The sequence below is a fragment of the Mesorhizobium sp. LSJC285A00 genome (genome assembly GCF_000503155.1).
GTDB lineage: Bacteria > Pseudomonadota > Alphaproteobacteria > Rhizobiales > Rhizobiaceae > Mesorhizobium.
In genome coordinates this window covers 95,352-115,389 of the sequence record NZ_AYVK01000006.1, presented here as the reverse complement: position 1 = coordinate 115,389, position 20,038 = coordinate 95,352, and the positions used below count along the sequence as shown (strand labels likewise).

16 protein-coding genes and 4 pseudogenes are annotated in these 20,038 nt (G+C 63.3%); 2 read left to right on the top strand and 18 right to left on the bottom strand.

Translation table 11 applies throughout. The annotated features are described in order from the left end of the window. Positions 1-245 precede the first annotated feature (245 nt). From X726_RS160665 to uxaC, 10 genes and pseudogenes are all read right to left on the bottom strand, one after another. On the bottom strand, positions 246-398 hold the full coding sequence (locus tag X726_RS160665) for a hypothetical protein (protein ID WP_023668683.1): 153 nt from the start codon (positions 396-398) through the stop codon (positions 246-248). A 394-nt stretch (positions 399-792) separates the two neighbouring features. After that, a pseudogene (gene recQ, locus X726_RS01000000166715) lies at positions 793-2,600 on the bottom strand (DNA helicase RecQ). Between the two features lie 240 nt (positions 2,601-2,840). Next, the gene (locus X726_RS160670) at positions 2,841-3,179 is read right to left on the bottom strand and encodes a cupin domain-containing protein (protein ID WP_023668682.1); all 339 of its coding nucleotides are present in this window, start codon (positions 3,177-3,179) and stop codon (positions 2,841-2,843) included. A 10-nt stretch (positions 3,180-3,189) separates the two neighbouring features. Next, a pseudogene (locus X726_RS01000000166710) lies at positions 3,190-3,887 on the bottom strand (SDR family oxidoreductase). Further along, on the bottom strand, positions 3,884-4,741 hold the full coding sequence (gene kduI, locus X726_RS160675; protein WP_023668681.1) for a 5-dehydro-4-deoxy-D-glucuronate isomerase: 858 nt from the start codon (positions 4,739-4,741) through the stop codon (positions 3,884-3,886). The pseudogene X726_RS01000000166710 and the gene kduI overlap by 4 nt, the downstream one beginning before the upstream one ends. 23 nt (positions 4,742-4,764) lie before the next feature. Further along, positions 4,765-5,541, bottom strand: coding sequence for a FadR/GntR family transcriptional regulator (locus tag X726_RS160680; protein ID WP_023668680.1), 777 nt, complete (start codon positions 5,539-5,541; stop codon positions 4,765-4,767). A gap of 38 nt (positions 5,542-5,579) precedes the next feature. Further along, positions 5,580-6,860 (bottom strand): TRAP transporter large permease, encoded by a 1,281-nt coding sequence (locus tag X726_RS160685; protein ID WP_023668679.1) that lies wholly within the window; start codon positions 6,858-6,860, stop codon positions 5,580-5,582. Then, complete coding sequence (locus tag X726_RS160690; RefSeq protein WP_245260093.1) at positions 6,861-7,328, bottom strand: TRAP transporter small permease; 468 nt, start codon at positions 7,326-7,328, stop codon at positions 6,861-6,863. A gap of 166 nt (positions 7,329-7,494) precedes the next feature. Next, positions 7,495-8,472, bottom strand: coding sequence for a TRAP transporter substrate-binding protein (locus tag X726_RS160695; RefSeq protein ID WP_023668677.1), 978 nt, complete (start codon positions 8,470-8,472; stop codon positions 7,495-7,497). Between the two features lie 38 nt (positions 8,473-8,510). Continuing rightward, a pseudogene (gene uxaC / locus X726_RS01000000166705) lies at positions 8,511-10,011 on the bottom strand (glucuronate isomerase). A gap of 189 nt (positions 10,012-10,200) precedes the next feature. Between uxaC and X726_RS160700 the strand changes: the two are divergent. Next, the gene (locus X726_RS160700; RefSeq protein WP_023668676.1) at positions 10,201-11,709 is read left to right on the top strand and encodes a mannitol dehydrogenase family protein; all 1,509 of its coding nucleotides are present in this window, start codon (positions 10,201-10,203) and stop codon (positions 11,707-11,709) included. A 28-nt stretch (positions 11,710-11,737) separates the two neighbouring features. On the opposite strand, the gene lepB is transcribed toward X726_RS160700, so the two are convergent. The 7 genes from lepB to X726_RS160730 form a co-directional block, all read right to left on the bottom strand. Then, on the bottom strand, positions 11,738-12,484 hold the full coding sequence (lepB, locus tag X726_RS23805; RefSeq protein WP_032892998.1) for a signal peptidase I: 747 nt from the start codon (positions 12,482-12,484) through the stop codon (positions 11,738-11,740). Between the two features lie 525 nt (positions 12,485-13,009). Beyond that, positions 13,010-13,417 carry a F0F1 ATP synthase subunit epsilon gene (locus tag X726_RS160705; protein WP_023668674.1) on the bottom strand — a complete coding sequence of 136 codons (408 nt, stop codon included), beginning with the start codon at positions 13,415-13,417 and terminating at the stop codon, positions 13,010-13,012. 109 nt (positions 13,418-13,526) lie between these two features. Further along, complete coding sequence (gene atpD, locus X726_RS160710) at positions 13,527-15,098, bottom strand: F0F1 ATP synthase subunit beta (RefSeq protein WP_023668673.1); 1,572 nt, start codon at positions 15,096-15,098, stop codon at positions 13,527-13,529. A 70-nt stretch (positions 15,099-15,168) separates the two neighbouring features. Then, positions 15,169-16,053 (bottom strand): F0F1 ATP synthase subunit gamma, encoded by an 885-nt coding sequence (locus tag X726_RS160715; protein ID WP_023668672.1) that lies wholly within the window; start codon positions 16,051-16,053, stop codon positions 15,169-15,171. A 34-nt stretch (positions 16,054-16,087) separates the two neighbouring features. Continuing rightward, the gene (gene atpA / locus X726_RS160720) at positions 16,088-17,617 is read right to left on the bottom strand and encodes a F0F1 ATP synthase subunit alpha (RefSeq protein WP_023668671.1); all 1,530 of its coding nucleotides are present in this window, start codon (positions 17,615-17,617) and stop codon (positions 16,088-16,090) included. Beyond that, complete coding sequence (locus X726_RS160725) at positions 17,617-18,177, bottom strand: F0F1 ATP synthase subunit delta (RefSeq protein WP_023668670.1); 561 nt, start codon at positions 18,175-18,177, stop codon at positions 17,617-17,619. Before X726_RS160725 ends, atpA begins: the two co-directional genes overlap by 1 nt. A 246-nt stretch (positions 18,178-18,423) precedes the next feature. Then, positions 18,424-18,819 carry a DUF4345 family protein gene (locus tag X726_RS160730; RefSeq protein WP_023668669.1) on the bottom strand — a complete coding sequence of 132 codons (396 nt, stop codon included), beginning with the start codon at positions 18,817-18,819 and terminating at the stop codon, positions 18,424-18,426. Positions 18,820-18,956: 137 nt separating this feature from the next. Between X726_RS160730 and X726_RS160735 the strand changes: the two genes are divergently transcribed. Further along, positions 18,957-19,145 (top strand): hypothetical protein, encoded by a 189-nt coding sequence (locus tag X726_RS160735; protein ID WP_023668668.1) that lies wholly within the window; start codon positions 18,957-18,959, stop codon positions 19,143-19,145. A gap of 16 nt (positions 19,146-19,161) precedes the next feature. Here X726_RS160735 and X726_RS01000000166700 read toward each other — a convergent pair. Continuing rightward, positions 19,162-19,933, bottom strand: a pseudogene (locus X726_RS01000000166700) (aspartate/glutamate racemase family protein). Between the last annotated feature and the right edge of the window lie 105 nt (positions 19,934-20,038).

Genomic DNA, 20,038 nt, shown 5'->3' with positions numbered 1-20,038 from the left:
GCGCGGGGGGCCTCATATCTTCCCGCAGTGGCCGGTGCGGTGAAGCCCCACAAGCATGCCCAACCTGCACCGGCCATTCCCTATCTTTTCCAAGAGCTTCCGTGAAGCCTCTAGGACGCGTCGCGTTTCGGCGATGGTCGATTGCAGGGAGTCCAGTTGGCTCTCCGCTCGGAGCTGGCTACGGCGGGCGCTTTCAATGAACTGGTGGTCAGGTTCCCACCGGTCTTTCATCGGGCTTAGCCTCTCTACAGACGAACGAACTTGTCGAGATGCAGGCGTATCCGCTGGCCCTCAGCATAGGACAGCGCAAACGGTTCAATCACGAATGATCGGGTAATTTCCTGGTCTTCCTTGGCCACAGGAACGGACCATCCGCCGCCGGCTTCGACCACTTCCACGCAAGGCAATGCTTTGCGGATTGGACCCACGTTTCCACCACAGCCTCTATACGAAAAGCAATGGTAACCTCGAGTTTTATACTCCCGTCGAAAGCGGGTTTTCAACAACAAAGATGGTCTGAATCATACCATTCGGGTCAGCGGATAGCGGCTGCCGACGTAGCGTCTCCAAGGCCGAGAAAACCGCCATCCGCGCGCAACAGCGGGTTTCCATAGTCACGGCTACATCCGAAGAATCGACCGCATAGATTCAGGAATGTGTGTTGTCGTCACGGTTCCATACAATTTGGAAGGCCATTCCCCTACGGCAGGGTAGCGCCCAAATGAAAGGATAAGCGGGCGGGAAGTTGAAGGCGTACTGAAGCCGATCGGGCTTTGGTCCAGCAAAAGCCTCTCAGCCTGACGCCTCGGAAAAGTGCGCGGCAATGGCGCTCAGAAAAACCTTGCCGAACTCCTTGAGCTTGGCCGCACCGACGCCATTCACTTCGGCGAAATCGTCGAGGTCTTGCGGACGACGCTCGGCCATGTCGATCAGTGTACGATCCGAAAACACCACATAGGCCGGCACCTGGCGTTCCTTGGCCAGCCGCAGCCGCACCGTCTTGAGCGCCGCGAGCAGCGACGCATCGGCATTTTCGCTCTGAGGGCTCTGCCCGGCGCGAGCCGCGCGGCGCGCGGCGCGCGTGCGCATCTCGACCCGATACTGGAACGGCACCTCGCCCCGGCCGAGTGCGTGGCCCTTGTCCGCGATGGCCAACCCGCCATGGCCGGCCGGGTCCGGCATCAGGAAACCGTTCGCGACCAGCTGGCGAATCATNCATTGCCGAAGGCTGCCAGCCTGTGATGCCCCCTTGCCGCGATCTTTTCAGTCTCGTGGCCGATCAGGATGTCGATGACATGGCCGGCGCCGAAGCGCTCGCCGCTCTGCGCCACCGCCGCCAGGATGAGGCGCGCCTCGGCGGTGCCGTCGGCGCGCGGCGCCTGTTCCAGGCAATTGTCGCAATTGCCGCAAGGGACCGCCTCTTCACCGAAATAACCGAGCAGCACCTGGCGGCGGCACTCGGCCGTCTCGCAATAGCCGATCAGCGTATCGAGCCGGCCATGCGAGCGGCGCTTGTGTTCGACAGCGGCGTCCTCGTCGTCGATGAACATGCGGCGCATGCGGATGTCGCCAAGGCCGTAAAGCATATGCGCCTCCGCCGCCCGGCCGTCGCGACCGGCGCGGCCGATTTCCTGGTAATAGGCTTCGAGGCTGCCCGGCAGGTCGGTGTGGAAGACATAGGCGACATCAGGCTTGTCGATCCCCATGCCGAAGGCGATGGTCGCCACCATGACGACGCCCGACAGCGTCATGAAGGCGTTCTGGTTGGCATCACGCGCCTCCTTGCTCAGCCCGGCGTGATAGGCGAGCGCGGTCACGCCGTTCTTTTCGAGGAATGCCGCCATCTCTTCGGTCTTCTTGCGCGACAGGCAATAAACGATGCCGCTGCGTCCCTGATGGCGCCCGATGAAATTGAGCAACTGCCGCTTGCTGTCCTGCTTGGGCTCGATGGCAAGCTTGATGTTGGGCCGGTCGAAGCCAAGCACCTGCGTTTCGACACGCCCGCCAAACAGCCGTCTCTCGATGTCTGCCCGCGTCGTCTCGTCCGCCGTCGCCGTCACCGCAATGATCGGTACGTCGGGAAAGATGCCACGCAGTTGCGAAAGGTCTTCATATTCGCGCCGGAACGCCGGCCCCCACTGCGAAATGCAATGCGCCTCGTCGATGGCGATCAGGCTGACATCGAGCCTGGCAAGCGCATCCAGCATCCGCTCGGTCATCAGCCGTTCCGGCGCGAGGTAGAGCAGCCGCGTCTGGCCCGACGCGACGCGGCGCCATGCCGCGACATTGGCATCACGGTCGATCGAGGAATTGATCGTATCGGCGGCGACGCCGGCGAGGCGCAGTGCGGCGACCTGATCCTGCATCAGCGCCACCAGCGGCGAAACGACAATGGTCAGCCCGCCCTTGACCAGCGCCGGAACCTGATAGCACAGCGATTTGCCCGCACCCGTCGGCATGACCGCCAGCACGTGGCGGCCGCCAAGCAGTGCCTCCATCACCGCGGCCTGTCCGGGACGGAAATCGTCGAAACCGAACACGTCCTTGAGGACGCGCCGTTTGGGATCGTGCGTCGGTACGCTCGTCGTCGATATCTGCATCACTGATGTTTTCGATCGGCCGCCCGAAGCAGCGGCGTGGACAGAACGATTAGCGCAGCCCCTGCGTGACCACAACAAGCAGCAGCAACACCCCACCGGCGATCGACCTGGTTGGCATCGTTAAACCAATCTTCACCATGTTGCGGCACCGTCCAACCCTGCGGCGATGTTTCGAGTACCGCTGCGCCACGAGCGCACAGGCAACAGCCCGCGCCTCCCCAGGAGGCGCGGGNAAAAGGTTCAGGCCAGGAAATCGGCGCGGTGCGGGGTAAAGCTGTCGACCAGGCGCCCGGCCTCCAGCGCCTTGACGCCGTGCACCAGATTGGACGGCACGATGAAGCTGCCGCCGGTCTCGATGGTCGCGGTGCGGCCGTCGATGGTCACCTCGAAGCGACCTTCGGCGACATAGCTGGCCTGGACATGCGGGTGCGAATGCAGTGCGCCGACGCCGCCCTTGTCGAAACCGAACTCGACCATCATCAGTTCGTCGGTGTGCAGGAGAACGCGCCGCCTGTTGCCGTCCGGCGTCGGCGTCCAGGCGCTCTCGCCGGGCTGTGCGAAAATCTTGGCTTCAATCATGACCATCTCCTCATCGCGCCAGCCAGCCGCCGTCCACGGGAACCACCGCGCCATGCATATAGTCGGACGCTGGCGCCAGCAGGAACACGGCGGCATCGCCTATGTCTTCCGGCCCGCCCCAACGTCCCGCCGGAATGCGCGCCAGGATGGCAGCACTGCGGTCGGGATCGGCGCGCAACGCCTCGGTGTTGTTGGTTTCGATATAGCCGGGCGCAATGGCGTTGACGTTGATGCCTTTTGCCGCCCATTCGCAGGCCAGCAGCCGGGTTATGCCGAGCGCGCCATGTTTCGACGCGGTATAGGACGCGACGCGGATGCCGCCCTGGAAACTCAGCACCGAGGCGATGTTGACGATCTTGCCGCGCCGCCTCGGGTCGGTCAGCACGCGCCTGGCAAAACCCTGGCTGAGAAAGAACAGCGTCTTCAGATTGACGTCGANAGCCCGTCGATCGGGCCGGTCTTCTCCCACACCTGGTCGAGCATGGCCTTGGCGGCAACATGATCGGCGAGATCGCACCGCACAGTCTCGAACTGGCCGCCGGCTTCCGCGACTTGTCTTTCCGTGTCGTCCATCGCCGAGCGGCCGACACCTATGACGGTGCCGCCGGCGCGCGCGATCGAGACCGCGATGCCCTGGCCGATGCCGGTGTTCGCGCCGGTGACCAGGATACGCTTGCCGGCCAGGCTGAAGGAGGAAGGGCCGCTCAACGCAATTCACCCAGCGGCACCGGATCGACATCGGTGTAGTCGACATTGTCGCCGGCCATCGCCCAGATGAAGGCATAGTTCGAGGTGCCGGCCCCCGAATGGATCGACCAGCCCGGCGACAGCACCGCCTCCTCGTTGGCCATCACCAGATGCCGCGTTTCGTCCGGCTCGCCCATGAAATGGAAGACGCGCGCCGTCTCCGGCAGGTCGAAATAGAGATAGGCCTCCATGCGCCGGTCATGCACATGGCAAGGCATGGTGTTCCACACCGAGCCCGGCGCCAGCTGCGTCATGCCGACCACCAGCTGGCAGGTCTTGACGCCATCAGCATGAATGAACTGGAAGATCGAGCGTTCGTTGCAGGTTTCCTTGCTGCCGAGATCGAGGCGCTTGGCATCGCCAATGCGGATCAGCCGGTTGGGATGGGTGTGATGCGCAGGCGCGCTGAGCAGATAGAACTTGGCCAGTGCGCCCTCTTCGGCCGATGCGAACGAAACGTCGGTGCTGCCCATGCCGAGATAGAGCATGTCGCGCGCCTGCAACTGGTGGGTCTCGCCATTTGCCGTCACCGAGCCGGCGCCGCCGATATTGACGATGATCAGTTCGCGGCGGTCGAGAAAATTCTTGGTCCCCGTCGGCTTGATCGCTTCCAGCGGCAGCGCTGTCCCTTCCGGCACGGCGCCGCCGACGATCATGCGGTCATAATGGGCATAGGTCAGGCTGACGCGTCCCGGCTGGAACAGGTCGTCAATATGGAAGTTGTGCCGCAGTTCGTCGGTGCCCATGGAAGCCGCGGCGACCGGGTCGATGGCGAAACGCGAGGTGAAATCGGTATGCGGGTGACTTTGAGTCATTGCTGCTCCAGCTGAATGAATGGCTATTTGGTTGCCGACGCCTTGACCGAGTCGGCGTAGTAGACCTGGCGGGCGTGCAGCCGCTCGCGGTAGCGCTCTTGGCTGGCGGTGAGATGAGCGCGCATCGCCTCGCGCGCAGCTTCGGCGTCGCCCGAGGTGATCGCATTCAGGATCACCAGATGCTCGCGCTGCAGCCCGCGCTGATAGCTGTCGGATTGCACAAGTTCCGTCGACCAGGGCGAGGTCACGTCGCAGGGAATGGCGCGGCGTCCGAGCACATCGAGCATCTCGACATAGAACGGGTTGTTGGTGGCGCTGGCGATTGCCCGGTGGAAGGCGAGATCGGCCGGACCGGTCGGCTCGCTGTTGAGAAGCAGCCGTTCGAATTCGAAGAACGCTTCCTGGATCGCTGCTTCCTGCGCGGCGTTGCGGCGAATGGCGGCGAGCCCGGCCGATTCGATTTCGACGGCCAGGCGCACTTCGAGCACATTGAGCGCGATGGAATCCTTGCTGCCCATGTCGGCGGCGAGCGCGCCGAACATCGTTGAGATGTGCTCGGTGACGAACACGCCTGCGCCCTGGCGCGCCTCGACCAGCCCGTCGGCGGCGAGCTTGGCCAGCGCTTCGCGGATGACGGTGCGGCTGACGCCGAAGGTCTCGGTCAGCTGGCCCTCGGTCGGCAATTTGTAGCCGGGCAGGATCTCGCCCGCCTGCAGCTGCTTGCGGATCGCAGCGACGACGGTCTCCGACAGTTTGGGTTTTCTCTCGACCCTGAGATCAACAGCGCTATCCGATGCCATATCGCACCCCTGTTTGAAGACGTCTGTTTGAAGACGCCCTATTTGAACACGCTCGGCAACCAGAGCGAAATCGCCGGAATATAGGTGACCAGCCCCAGGACCACGATGCCCGCGCCATAGAACGGCCAGATCGAGCGCATCGCTTCCCAGACCGTAATCTTGCCGACGGCACAGGCGACGAACTGCACCGTGCCGACCGGTGGCGTGTTGAGCCCAATGCCGAGATTGAGGATGGTGATGACGCCGAAATGCACGGGGTCGACGCCGTAATGGGTGACCAGCGGCAGGAAGATCGGCGTGCAGATGATGATCATCGGCCCCATGTCCATGAAGGTGCCGAGCAGCAGCATCAAGACGTTGAGCAGAAGCAGCACCACCAGCGGATCGGTGGAGATGGCGTTCATGCCTGCGATCAGCAGCACCGGCACTTTGAGATAGGCCATCAGCCAGCTGAACGAGGCCGCCGTGCCGATGATCAGCAGCACCATCGAGGTCGTCCGCACCGCGCCCTTTGTGGCATGGACGAAATCGCCCCAGGCCATCGACCGGTAGACGAAGACGGTGACCAGCAAGGCGTAGATGATGGCGATGCAGGAGCTTTCCGTCGCCGTGAAAACGCCCGAGCGAACGCCGCCGAAGATGATCCCGATGAGCAGAAGTCCGGGGATGGCGATGACCGCCAGCTGGCCGACACGCGAGAAGCCGGGAAAGGCTTCGACCGGGTAGCCGCGGCTGCGGGCGACAAAATAGGCGGTGACCATCAGCGAAGCGGCGAACAGCAGACCAGGCAGGATACCGGCGGTGAACAGGTCGGCGATCGAAATCTTGCCGCCGCCGGCGATCGAATAGATGATCATGTTCTGCGACGGCGGCAGAAGCAGCGCGATCAGCGCCGCCATCGAGGTGACGTTGACGGCATAGTCGGCGCCGTAGCCGCGCGCTTTCATCTGCGGGATCATCAGCCCGCCGACGGCAGCGGCTTCCGCCACCGCCGAGCCGGAAATGCCGCCGAACAACGTCGCGGCGATGATGTTGACCTGACCGAGCCCACCGCGGACATGACCGACCAGCGAGCCGGCAAAGGAAACGATGCGCTGCGCGATGCCGCCGCGCACCATCAGGTCGCCGGCAAAGATGAAGAACGGGATCGCCATCAGCGAGAACGCCGACATGCCCGACTTCAATTGCTGGAACACCACCAGGGGCGGCAGGCCGAGATAAAGCACGGTGGCGAAGGACGCCGCACCCAGGCAAAAGGCGATCGGCGTGCCGGCAAACATCAAAAGCGTGAAGACGCCAAACAGGATCCAGAGTTCCATCTAGGCCTCCTGCACGGCCGGCATTTCCGGCACTTCTTCGAGATTGATATCCTTGTCGATGTCGGCGCCGGACCAGCGCAGCGCGATGCGTTCGGCCGAGAACAGGCAGATCAGAAAGCCGCCGGCAACCAGCGGCAGATAGTCGAAACCGCCGGGAAGTTCGAGCGCCGGGATGACAGTGTGCCAGGTCAGCCCGACCAGCTTGCAGCCGTACCAGACCATGCCGAAGCCGAAGCCGAACGCGATCAGGTCGGACAGGGTGCGCAGCGCCCATTTGCTGCCCTTGGGCAGGATATAGAGCAGCACGTCGAAGCCCATATGGTAATTCTCGCGCACGCCGACGGCAGCGCCCAGGAAAATGAACCAGTTCATCAGCATGATGGCGGTGACTTCGGTCCAGCTCGGTGACGCGTTGAGCACGAAGCGGGAAAACACCTGGTAGGCAACAAGCGCGGTCATGGCGACCATCCCGATGCCCGCGAGATAGAGCGCACCGTCGCAAATCTTCGAAAGCACCGCACTGAAGCGCGGTGGCGCTCCGCTCCTGGCCGTTCCCGCAGTCATCCGATCCTCCCGGTCTTTCCGTCGCCTAAAAGCGATTGGCGGGGCGGCGCCATGCCGCCCCGCCAGAAAATCACTTGGTCGCCTGGATGCGCGTCGCGAGGTCCTTGAGCTCCGGCGTCTTCAGATACTTGTCGTAGACCGGCTTCATCGCATCGATCAGCGGCTGCTTGTCGATCTCGCTGACCTTGACGCCGGCCTTCTCGACGATCTCTCGCGACTTCTTCTCCTGCGCGTCCCACAATTCGCGCATCTTGACGACGCTATCCTTGGCCGCCTGCTTGACGATCGCCTGGTCTTCCGGCGTCAGTCTGTCCCAGCTCGATTTCGACATCACCAGCACTTCCGGCACGATCTGGTGCTGGTCGACGGTATAGTGCTTGGCGACTTCGTAGTGCTTGGCGGATTCGAAGCTGGGCCAGTTGTTCTCGGCGCCGTCGATGACACCGGTTTCGAGCGCCGAATAGACCTCGCCATACGCCATCGGCGTGGCATTTGCGCCAAGCGCGTTGACCATATCGACGAACACGTCGGACTGGATGACGCGGAACTTCATGCCTTTCAGATCGGCGATCGAGGTGATGTCCTTCTTGGTGTTGTAGAAGGAACGGGCGCCGGAATCGTAGAAGGCAAGGCCGACCAGATCATGCGTCTCGAAGGCCTTGAGGATCTCGTCGCCGATCGGCCCGTCCATGACATGGCGCATGTGCTCGACCGAACGGAACATGTAGGGCAGCGACGGCACGGCGGTTTCCGGCACGATGCCGTTGAACGGACCCATCGAGACGCGGTTCAGATCGATGACACCGGTCTGCGTCTGCTCGATCGTGTCCTTTTCCTCGCCGAGCTGCGCCGAATGATAGACCTCGACCGAATAGCGGCCGGCGGTGCGCTCCTTGATGAGCTCGCCGAGATATTTGACCGCCTCGACAGTCGGATACCCGTCCGGATGGGTGTCGGCCGAGCGCAGTACGGTCTGGGCGCCGGCAACGCCGATCATCAGCGAGCCGAAGGCGAATGTGGCTGCCACCAGTTTTGAAAAATGCAACATGACTGTCTTCCTCCCTTTTAAAATTCCACGCGCCCGGCTCACAGCCGGTACGCCTTCTTGGCAAGCGTGTAGGCAAGCTCCCGCGCCAGCTCATGCGCCTCGTCCTCACGCAGCCGGTGCTCGGCGACGAGACGGGCGAGAAAGGCGCAGTCAACCCGGCGCGCCACATCGTGACGGGCGGGAATCGACGGAAAGGCACGGGTGTCATCGTTGAAGCCGACGGTGTTGTAGAAGCCGGCGGTCTCGGTGGTCATCTCGCGGAACCGGCGCATGCCTTCCGGACTGTCGTGGAACCACCAGGCCGGCCCGAGCTTCAACGCCGGATAGACGCCGGCCAGCGGCGCCAGTTCGCGCGCGTAGCTGGTCTCGTCGAGCGTGAACAGAATGATGGAGAGGTCGCGCTCCAGCCCGACGCAGTCGAGCAAGGGTTTGAGCGCCGCGGCATAGTCGGTGCGGGTCGGAATATCGAAGCCTTTGTCGCGGCCGAATTTTTGGAAAACACCAGGCGAGTGGTTGCGCCATGAGCCGGGATGGATCTGCATGACCAGCCCGTCGTCGCGGCTCATCTTGGCCATTTCGGTCAGCATCTGGGCGCGAAACAGCTTGCGCTCGCGCTCGTCGTCCGAGCCGCGGCGGATGCGGTTGAACAGCTCTTCCGCCGCCGCATCGGAAAGATTGGCGGTCTCGGCCGTCGGATGGCCGTGATCCGACGAGGTTGCGCCGAAACTTTTGAAGAAGGCGCGGCGCTGGCGATGCGCGTCGAGATAGCCGACCCATGTGCCGGTGTCGCAGCCGGCGATCTCGCCCAGGCGATCGAGATTGGCCGAAAATCCTTCGAAGTCGGGATCGACGACGGCATCCGGCCTGTAGGCAGTGACGACGCGGCCCTGCCAGCCGCTGTCGCGGATCGTCTTGTGCCATTGGAGATCGTCGAGTGCGCCCTCGGTCGTCGCGATGACCTCGATGTTGAAGCGCTCGAACAGCGCGCGTGGGCGATAATCGTCGCGCTGCAAAAGCGCCGCGATGGTGTCGTAATGGCGGCTAGCGGGGCTGGCGTTGAGCGGCNTCGAACAGCGCGCGTGGGCGATAATCGTCGCGCTGCAAAAGCGCCGCGATGGTGTCGTAATGGCGGCTAGCGGTGCTGGCGTTGAGCGGCTCTTCGATGCCGAACAGATGCTCGAGCACATGGTCGAGCCACAACCGCGTCGGCGTGCCGCGGAAGAGGTAATAGTGCTCGGCGAAGCGCCGCCAGATCGCCCTGGGATCGGTCTCGACCGGCGAGCCGTCGAGGGTCGGGACGCCGAGATCTTCCAGCCGCACGCCCTGGCTGAACAGCATACGGAAAATGTAGTGGTCGGGCACCACCAGCAATTGCGCGGGATCGGGGAATGGCTCGTTGAGCGCATACCAACGCGGATCGGTGTGGCCGTGCGGGCTGATGATCGGCAGGTCCTTGATGCCGGCATGGAGATCGCGCGCGATCGACAGCGCGCGCCCTGCGGCGGCAAAAAGCAGATCCGGATCGGTCAGTCCCGCCACGTCGTTCCTCCCAGGGGCGATATCGGTAGGATTGGAAAGAAATAATGTCAACATACAAAAACTGGATTGTTGTATGATGACTTTTAACCGGCGTCAGGTCATTGTGCAGCGGAAGAGCGGATGTTACGCCGCTAGCAGATCCCGCCCCGCACACCATCCAGCGACAAGCCGCGCCCAACAAGCCAAGCCATGACCAGCACACGCCTTTCCAACGCAACAGTGCAATCCTTGCCGGCCTCGGTCGCGGTCCCCCCCTATGATCGCGCCAGTGTCGCCCCAGGCATCGTCCATCTCGGCGTTGGAGCCTTCCACCGTGCCCATCAGGCCGCCTATGTCGATGACTGCCTAGCGGCCGGCGAGACCGGCTGGGGCATTGTCGGCGTCTCGCTGCGCAGCCCCGACACGCGCGATGCGCTGACGCCACAGGACGGGCTCTACACGCTGGCGGTGCGCGGCAGCGATGGCGAAGCGCTGCACATTATCGGCTCGATCCAGTCGATGCTGGTCGCGCCGGAAGACCCCGGCGCGGTGCTGGCCGCGCTGACCGACCCGCGCACCCGCATCGTCACCCTGACCATCACCGAAAAGGCCTATCTCAGGGCCGCCGACGGCAGCCTCGACGAAAACCATCCCGATATCGTCCACGATCTGGGCAATCCCGGATCTCCCAGGACAGCGCATGGATTCCTGGCGGAAGCGCTGGTGCGACGCCGGGCCGCCGGCACGCCGCCCTTCACCGTGCTTTGCTGCGACAACCTGCCGGCCAATGGCGCCACGCTGCACCGGCTGCTGGTCGGGTTTGCAAAACTGCGCGATGCCGGCGCTGCTGCTTCAGGCGACGCTGCCCTCGCCGGTCATATAGCCGATGACGTTGCATTCCCATCGAGCATGGTCGACCGCATCGTGCCGGCAACCACCGATGCCGACCGGGCGCGCATCGCGGTCGAACTCGGCCTCGAGGACGCCTGGCCGGTGATGACCGAGCCATTCCGGCAATGGGTGATTGAGGACAGGTTTCCAGCCGGACGGCCGGCCTGGGAGAAATTCGGCGTCACCATGGTCGAGGATGTCCGGCCGTTCGAGGACATGAAGCTTCGGCTGCTCAATGGCGCCCATTCGGGCATCGCCTATATCGGCCTGCTCAGCGGCCACGTCACGGTCGACCGCGCCTTCGCGGATCCCGCGATCCGCGCGTTCGTCGACCGGCTCTGGGCCGAGGCCATCCCGACCTTGCCTGGGGATGCCGGGCTCGACACCTCAGCCTATACGGCCGAACTTGCCGAACGTTTCTCCAACACAGCGCTGGCCCACCGCACGGCGCAGATCGCCAATGACGGCAGCCAGAAATTGCCGCAACGCATTGTCGCTACCGCCATCGAGCGCATCCAGGCCGGCCTGGTCCCGGAGCATCTGACGCTGGTGATGGCCGCCTGGATCGCCGCCTGCGAGGCGCGCGGCAAGGACCTGCCGGAAGCCCACTTTACCGATCCGCTCGACGCGGCGCTGGCGGCGCTCGACGAACGACGGATGCTGGAACGAGTAGCGGCGGTGTTCGACTGGGCCGGCTTCGCCAGCGGCAAGCCCGAGCGGCAGACGCTGATCGAACTGGTCGCCGCTCATCGCGAGCATATCCTGCAAGGCGGGATCGTGCTTGCGCTCTCAGCGCTCGGCATACCGGAGCCGACAAACGTAGGCTGAAGCTGGTCCGGAACCGCCCATTTCAAGCCTATTGTCCCGCCGGAGCGTCCAGCCTCTGCCGCGACGAATACTCCGTGCCTTGCGAATTCCAGAACAGTCGCACTGCCTTGCCGACCAGGTTTTCGGCAGGAACGAAGCCGACACTGAGCCGGCTATCGGAGGAATTATCCCTGTTGTCGCCAAGCACGAAATAGTGGCCTTCGGGCACGTCGAACACCCGCGTGTTGTCGGTTATTGAATTGTCCGTAAGACTGATGACGGAATAGGAAACGCCGTTGGGGAGGGTTTCACGTTGCAGTCTGGCGCTTTGGGGAGAGTCCTCGGAGCTGTACGGACCAACATCCTCGAGTTTGACCGCCACACCATTGATGCGAAGGATTCCGTCGACCATCTGGATTTTGTCGCCCGGCAGTCCAACGACCCGCTTGACGTAGTCGATGCTCGGATCCGCTGGAAATTTGAACACCACAATATCTCCGCGCTTCGGCTCGGCGGCAAAGATCCGGCCTTCGAAGGGCAGCAGCCCAAGAGGAACACTGTAGCGGCTGTAACCATAGGCAAACTTCGAGACGAAGAAATAGTCGCCGAGTTCCAGCGTTGGTGTCATGCTGCCTGCCGGGGTCGAAAACGGCTGGAAGAGGAATGTGCGGATCGCTAACGCGGCTCCGTAGGAGGTCAGCACGGCCAACAGCAGCACCGAAAGGCCGTGTGAATACCACCGGTTCGGTCTGTATCGTGACGCGAAAGGCACGACGAGCGCTACCCACAGGACCATGAGACCTAAACTGGAGAGATCCACCAGCCAGGCGAGATCGACCCCCGGCAGAACCGGGAATCCCACATATGTCAGCGCAATGCTTATGGCGCTGATCACCACCAGGCTGGCAACCGCCGGCCGGCCGGCGCCGATCCAAAGGAACCCGCCGAACGGACCGCCAAAGGCCGCGATCAGCGCCGTCGTCCACCGGGATCGCGAGGCCGCTTCCGGTTGCGTTGTCTGTTCCGTCATCGGCCACCCCAAATCGATAGACAGCCGGACTGTCGAACAACCAGAAAGCAGGGGCAAGCCCCGATCCGACTGTACCGCCGCAGCCAAATCGCGGTTCCGCCGGCGCCATCGCCTAATACAAGCTCATCTCGCCCTGACTGGCAGCCGGCATGCCGCCACCCGATCTGATCATGCTGGCTGCCCGCCCTGAAATCCCGCCAAGGCCCTGCGCCTATGCGAGACGATCCAGGATGGCGGCCGCAACAAAAAAGCCGGGCTGAGCCCGGCCTTTTCTTCAAGTCATTCTGCGGCTTACGCCGGCAGCAGCGCGCCTTCGAGCGTGGTAAGCTGGCTAAGGAACTGCTCCGCCTTGCTGCGGCTCTGGTCGTCCTTGGCGTCGGCGGCGTCTTCCTTGGCTTCCTGGATGCGGCGGGCGAGATCGGCGCGGTCGATATCGCCGACGGCGACCGCCGATTCGGCGAGCAGCGTGCAGCCGGCAGGGACGATGTCGGCAAAGCCGCCGAACACCACATAGCGCTCTTCCTTGCCGCCGGCGGTCTTCAGCGTGACGACGCCCGGCTTGATCGTGGTCATGACTGGCGCATGGTGCGCCATGACTGTCATTTCACCTTCGGCGCCTGGAATGACGACGGACTCGACCTGCTCGGAAACCAGGAGGCGCTCCGGCGAGACCAGTTCGAACTTGAAAGCTTCAGCCATGTCAATTTAGTGAGTAGGGAATAGTGAGTAGGGAGTAGGGAGAGGACAGCTGTCCTGGTCACCCGGCCGCTATTCACTACTGACTACTGACTACTCCCTATTGCCTTGATTACGCTGCTTCAGCCGCCAGGCGCTGAGCCTTCTCGACCGCTTCGTCGATGCCGCCGACCATGTAGAAGGCGGCTTCCGGCAGGTGATCGTAGTCGCCGTTGCAGAGGCCCTTGAAGCCCTTGATTGTGTCGGCGAGGTCGACCAGCTTGCCCGGCGCACCCGTAAACACTTCGGCGACGAAGAACGGCTGCGACAGGAAGCGCTCGATCTTGCGGGCGCGGGCCACCGTCTGCTTGTCCTCTTCCGACAGCTCATCCATGCCAAGGATGGCGATAATGTCCTGCAGCGACTTGTAGCGCTGGAGGATCGACTGCACCTGGCGGGCGACGGCATAGTGCTCCTCGCCGACGACCAGCGGATCGAGCATGCGCGAGGTCGAGTCGAGCGGATCGACGGCGGGGTAGATGCCCTTTTCCGAGATCGCGCGGTTGAGCACGGTCGTCGCGTCCAGGTGGGCGAACGAGGTCGCAGGCGCCGGGTCGGTCAAATCGTCGGCCGGCACGTAGATCGCCTGCACCGAAGTGATCGAACCCTTGGTCGTTGTGGTGATGCGTTCCTGCAGCGCACCCATGTCGGTGGCCAGCGTTGGCTGGTAACCCACGGCCGAAGGAATACGGCCGAGCAGCGCCGACACTTCAGAACCGGCCTGCGTGAAGCGGAAGATGTTGTCGACGAAGAACAGCACGTCCTGGCCCTGGTCGCGGAAATATTCGGCGACCGTCAGGCCGGTCAGGCCGACGCGGGCACGCGCGCCCGGCGGCTCGTTCATCTGGCCATAGACCAGTGCCGCCTTGGAGCCTTCGCCGCCGCCCTTCTTGTTGACGCCGGACTCGATGAACTCGTGATAAAGATCGTTGCCCTCGCGGGTGCGCTCGCCGACGCCGGCGAAGACCGAGAAGCCGCCATGCGCCTTGGCGACGTTGTTGATCAGCTCCTGGATCAGAACCGTCTTGCCGACGCCGGCGCCGCCGAACAGGCCGATCTTGCCTCCGCGGGCGTAGGGCGCCAGAAGGTCGAGCACCTTGATGCCGGTGATCAGGATCTGCGCTTCCGTCGACTGTTCGACATAGGTAGGCGCCGGCTGGTGGATGGCGCGCATCTCGATGCCGTCGACCGGGCCTTCTTCGTCGACCGGCTCGCCGATGACGTTGATGATGCGGCCGAGCATGCCCGGGCCGACCGGAACGGTGATCGGCGCGCCGGTGTCATAGACGTCCTGGCCGCGAACCAGGCCTTCGGTGGAATCCATGGCGATGCAGCGCACGGTGTTTTCGCCCAGATGCTGGGCAACTTCGAGCACCAGGCGGTTGCCGACATTGGAGGTTTCGATGGCGTTCAAAATGGCCGGCAGATGATCGCCGAACTGCACGTCGACGACGGCGCCGATGACCTGGCGAACCTTGCCGATGGCGCCGGTCTTCTTGACGGCAACGCTCGTCGTCTTCGCTGCCGGGGCCGCGGCCTTGGCGGGCGCGGCCGCCTTCTTGGCCGGAGCGGCCTTCGCCGCTGCTGCCGGAGCCTTTGCGGCCGCCTTGGGGGCCGTCTTCGCGGGGGTCGCTGCTTTCGCCATCGTCTTTACCCTTCTCGTCCTTTGTTTCTCACGCTCCATCAGAAGGTCGATGACCTCCTGGCGGTCGCGCCTAGAGCGCTTCGGCGCCCGAAATGATTTCGATCAGTTCCTTGGTGATCTGCGCCTGCCGCTGGCGGTTATAGGTGATCGACAGTTTGTTGATCATGTCGCCGGCATTGCGCGTTGCATTGTCCATGGCGCTCATTTTGGCGCCCATCTCGCCGGCTGCGTTTTCGAGCAGCGCGCGGAAGACCTGGACCGAGATGTTGCGCGGAATGAGGTCGGTGAGGATCTCGCCCGGCTCCGGCTCGTATTCGTAGACGGCGTTGCCACCGGCGGTCGCTTCGGCGGGAGCCGAAGCCACGCCGGCAGGAATGATCTGCTGCGCGGTCGGAATCTGGCTGATCACCGACTTGAACTGCGAATAAAACAGCGTGCAGATATCGAAGCCGCCTTCGCCGAACAGATGGATGATCTTACGGGCGATCGCATCGGCATTGACGAAGCCGAGCTTCTTGACATCGCGCAGGTCGACGCGGTCGATAATCAGCGAGGCATAGTCTCGGCGCAGAATGTCGAAACCCTTCTTGCCGACGCAGATGATCTTGACCTGCTTGCCGTCGGCCAGAAGCCGGCGGATATGGTCGCGGGCCAGACGTGCGATCTGCGAGTTGAAGCCGCCGCACAGGCCGCGCTCGGCCGTGCAGACGACGAGCAGATGCACATCGTCCTTGCCGGTGCCGGTCATCAGCGCCGGGGCATCGCCGCCGCCGCCGATCGCCTGCGTGATATTGGCCAGCACCGCACCCATCCGCTCGGAATAGGGACGCGCCGCCTCCGCCGCTTCCTGCGCGCGACGCAGCTTCGCCGCGGCGACCATCTGCATCGCCTTGGTGATCTTCTGCGTCGCCTTGACCGAGGCGATACGGTTACGAAGGTCTTTTAATGAAGGCATGCTTCAAACCTGATCCCGAGCGTCCGGCTTCTTCTCAAGCGAAGGTCTTGGCGAAGGCGTCGATCTCGGCCTTCAGCTTGGCGCGCAGATCGTCCGACAGCGTCTTTTCCTTGCGGATGCCGTCCAGCACGTCCTTGCCGGCCGAGCGCATATGGCTGAGCAGGCCGTGCTCGAACTTGCCGACCTGGTTCAGCGCCAGCTTGTCGAGATAGCCGTTGACGCCGGCGAAGATCACCGTGACCTGCTCCTCGACCTTGAGCGGCGAGAACTGCGGCTGCTTCAACAGTTCGGTCAGGCGCGAGCCGCGGTTGAGCAGGCGCTGCGTGGCGGCGTCGAGATCGGAGCCGAACTGCGCGAACGCAGCCATTTCGCGGTACTGCGCGAGCTCGCCCTTGATCGAGCCGGCGACCTGCTTCATCGCCTTGATTTGCGCCGACGAACCGACGCGCGACACCGACAGGCCGACGTTGACCGCCGGACGGATGCCCTGGAAGAACAGGTTGGTTTCGAGGAAGATCTGGCCGTCGGTGATCGAGATCACGTTGGTCGGGATGTAGGCCGACACGTCGTTGGCCTGCGTCTCGATGATCGGCAGCGCGGTCAGCGAACCGCCGCCCAGATCGTCGTTGAGCTTGGCGGCGCGCTCGAGCAGGCGCGAATGCAGGTAGAACACGTCGCCCGGATAGGCTTCGCGACCCGGCGGGCGGCGCAGCAAGAGCGACATCTGGCGATAGGCGACGGCCTGCTTCGACAGATCGTCATAGCTGATCAGCGCATGCATGCCGTTGTCGCGGAAATATTCGCCCATGGTGGCGCCGGTGAACGGCGCCAGGAACTGCATCGGCGCCGGATCGGAAGCTGTGGCGGCGACGATGATCGAATATTCAAGGGCGCCGCGCTCTTCGAGAACCTTCACGAACTGCGCGACCGTCGAGCGCTTCTGCCCGATGGCGACGTAGACGCAGTAGAGCTTTTCCTTTTCCGGCCCGTTGTCGTGCACGGCCTTCTGGTTGAGCATCGTGTCGAGGATGATCGCGGTCTTGCCGGTCTGGCGATCGCCGATGACCAGCTCGCGCTGGCCGCGGCCAACGGGGATCAGCGCATCGATGGCCTTGAGGCCGGTCGACATCGGCTCGTTGACCGACTTGCGCGGGATGATGCCTGGCGCCTTGACGTCGACGCGCTTGCGTTCGGTCGCCTTGATCGGGCCCTTGCCGTCGATCGGATTGCCGAGCGCGTCGACGACGCGGCCGAGCAGGCCCATGCCGACAGGCGTATCGACGATGGCGCCGGTGCGCTTGACGATGTCGCCTTCCTTGATGTCGCGGTCGGCGCCGAAGATGACGACGCCGACATTGTCGGCTTCGAGGTTGAGCGCCATGCCGCGGATGCCGCCGGGGAACTCGACCATTTCGCCGGCCTGGACATTGTCGAGGCCGTAGACGCGAGCGATACCGTCACCGACGGACAGCACCTGGCCGACTTCGGAGACCTCGGCCTCCTTGCCGAAATTCTTGATCTGGTCTTTGAGAATTGCGGAAATTTCCGCGGCGCGGATGTCCATCAGCCGACCTCTTTCAGTGCAAGCTTGAGCGAATTGAGTTTGGTTTTGAGCGACGTATCGATCAGGCGCGAGCCCATCTTGACCACCAGCCCGCCGAGCAGCGACGGATCGACGGTAACAGTGATGGCCACGTCCTTGCCGGCGACGCCTTTCAGCGCGGCCTTGAGTTCGGTCTGCTGGGCAGCCGTCAGTTCATGCGCCGAAGTGACCTCGGCTGATGTCTCACCGCGCTGTTCGGCGGCGATCTTGCGAAAAGCCTTGACCATGCCGGGCACCGCGAAGAGCCGGCGGTTGCGGGCGACGACGCGCAGGAAATTGCCGGTCAGGCCGGTGATGCCGGCCTTGTCGGCGATCGACGCGATTGCCTTGGCCTGGTCCTCGCTGGAGAACACCGGGCTATTGATGAGGCGCGTCAGGTCGGCGCTGTCATCCAGCATCTTGGCGAAACTGTTGAGGTCGGCCTCGACCTTGGCCACCGAATTCGACTGCAGCGCAAGTTCGAACAGCGAACCCGCGTAGCGTTCTGCGACACCTGAGATTGGCGATGACGATTGAGCCACGGACCGTCTTTTCTCTTGTCTGAGGGGCCGCAGATTGTTGGCGCGAGCAAAAACTCTGGCTAAATCTTTGACCTTACTAAGTTTTTCCAAGCACGGAGGCGCGGCTTCCGCTATCCCCGGCCGAAAGTCGATTGCCGTCTAGCACAGGCATTTTAAGACCGCAATGCGTCGTTCCGCATGCTTTTCGGGCACTATTGTCGCATCCGGCCGCAGAGTTCAACCGAAGCCTTTGGATTGGCTGCCGATTCAGGGCAGAAAGCCGAAGACGAAGGCAAGCGGCAACGCGGCCAGGACGAGTTCGACGACGATCGACGCCCAGTTGAAAGGCGTGTTGGCGCCGTCCGACATCATCGACAGCAAACGGCCAAAAGCGGTGAACAGCCAGGAAAAGCCGAGTGCCATATAGAGCCACGGCTGCGCCAACAGAATGCAGCACAGGCTGACGCCGAGATAGAAGCCCGACATGCGGCCGCGCCCTTCCGCGATTGCCGCTGCCCTTTCGGGCCGGACCTGCAGCCGCAGAATCCGAAATGCCAGCCCTGGCGCGAGGAAAAACAGCAGACCGAGCGCCAAGGTGACGACGGCGCTAGACCAAGCCAGCCATTCGCCCTGGCTGGTCGGCCAAGGAAACGCAAAATCCATCTTGCTTTCATCCCTCACAGCAATGCCGGATGCATTGAATGTCGCTGCAAAAAGAAGTCAAGCGCGCGGCAGTTTCGGCGCGCAATTCGTGAAGGAGCGGAAGGCTGTTTAGGCCGCGCGCGCGTCCGGCCAGCATCGTGGCCAACCTGTATTATCAGGCGACGCCTCCCTCCTATCTGCAGGACCGGTTTTGCACAGCCAAAGGCCCCGACACCGATCGCCTTTATTTCCTGACCGGGCACCTCAATCTGGCCGGCACGGAAGCAGATCGATGGAAGCTGAAAGTTGTCGGCAGCGGCAATGTCGCCGTGGCCGCCCAGCCCTGATCTCTGTTTTGGCCCTTCAGGGCAGCATGAATGCGACCGCCGCCTCGGCATGGATGCGCGTGGTGTCGAACACCGGAATGTCGAAATCGCGCTGGCCAATCAACATGGTGATCTCGGTGCAGCCCATGATGACGCCATCGATCTTCTCATCGCGCCGCAGACGGGCGACCTCGTCGATATAGGCCGCCTTCGATGCCGCGCTGACGATGCCCCGGCAGAGCTCGTCGTAGATTACCTGGTGCACCATGTCGCGCCCGGCCTGGTCCGGCACCACGGGCTGCAGCCCGTATTTCTCCGTCAGCCGGCCCTTGTAGAAATCCTGCTCCATGGTGAAGCGGGTCGCCAGCAGCGCCGGCCGCTTGACGCCGGCGCCCTTGACCGCGACGGCCGTGGCGTCGGCAATGTGGATAAGCGGGATCGACACCGCCGCCTGCACCCGGTCGGCGAGCTTGTGCATGGTGTTGGTGCAGATCAAAAGCCCCTCTGCGCCGCCCGCCTCCAGCTTGCGCGCGGCATCCGCCAGCAGCACGCCCGCACTGTCCCAGTCGCCATGATGCTGCCGGTCGGCGATTTCGGCGAAGTCGAAGGANATCCGCCAGCAGCACGCCCGCACTGTCCCAGTCGCCATGATGCTGCCGGTCGGCGATTTCGGCGAAGTCGAAGGAATAGAGCAACAGCTTTGCCGAATGCAGCCCGCTCAGCCGCTCGCGCACGATCTCGTTGAGCAGGCGATAATAGATCGCCGTCGATTCCCAGCTCATGCCGCCGATGAGGCCAAGGGTTTTCATGCGCTGAGCCTCCAGCAGGACCGAACGATCTCTCTCACAGAAAAGCTTTACGGGTCGATGTCAACCTTAACGCGCGCCGTACCACGCTCTTCGGCCCGCCTCCAC

Excerpts from the sequence above, each read along its gene's own strand:
- atpA (WP_023668671.1), bottom strand. The coding sequence starts at position 17,617 with ATGGACATCCGCGCCGCGGAAATTTCCGCAATTCTCAAAGACCAGATC.
- X726_RS160730 (WP_023668669.1), bottom strand. The coding sequence starts at position 18,819 with ATGGATTTTGCGTTTCCTTGGCCGACCAGCCAGGGCGAATGGCTGGCT.
- lepB (WP_032892998.1), bottom strand. The coding sequence starts at position 12,484 with ATGGTCCTGTGGGTAGCGCTCGTCGTGCCTTTCGCGTCACGATACAGA.
- X726_RS160695 (WP_023668677.1), bottom strand. The coding sequence starts at position 8,472 with ATGTTGCATTTTTCAAAACTGGTGGCAGCCACATTCGCCTTCGGCTCG.
- X726_RS160685 (WP_023668679.1), bottom strand. The coding sequence starts at position 6,860 with ATGGAACTCTGGATCCTGTTTGGCGTCTTCACGCTTTTGATGTTTGCC.
- X726_RS160690 (WP_245260093.1), bottom strand. The coding sequence starts at position 7,328 with ATGGTCGCCATGACCGCGCTTGTTGCCTACCAGGTGTTTTCCCGCTTC.
- X726_RS160715 (WP_023668672.1), bottom strand. The coding sequence starts at position 16,053 with ATGCCTTCATTAAAAGACCTTCGTAACCGTATCGCCTCGGTCAAGGCG.
- X726_RS160700 (WP_023668676.1), top strand. The coding sequence starts at position 10,201 with ATGACCAGCACACGCCTTTCCAACGCAACAGTGCAATCCTTGCCGGCC.
- atpD (WP_023668673.1), bottom strand. The coding sequence starts at position 15,098 with ATGGCGAAAGCAGCGACCCCCGCGAAGACGGCCCCCAAGGCGGCCGCA.
- X726_RS160705 (WP_023668674.1), bottom strand. The coding sequence starts at position 13,417 with ATGGCTGAAGCTTTCAAGTTCGAACTGGTCTCGCCGGAGCGCCTCCTG.
- kduI (WP_023668681.1), bottom strand. The coding sequence starts at position 4,741 with ATGACTCAAAGTCACCCGCATACCGATTTCACCTCGCGTTTCGCCATC.
- X726_RS160670 (WP_023668682.1), bottom strand. The coding sequence starts at position 3,179 with ATGATTGAAGCCAAGATTTTCGCACAGCCCGGCGAGAGCGCCTGGACG.
- X726_RS160680 (WP_023668680.1), bottom strand. The coding sequence starts at position 5,541 with ATGGCATCGGATAGCGCTGTTGATCTCAGGGTCGAGAGAAAACCCAAA.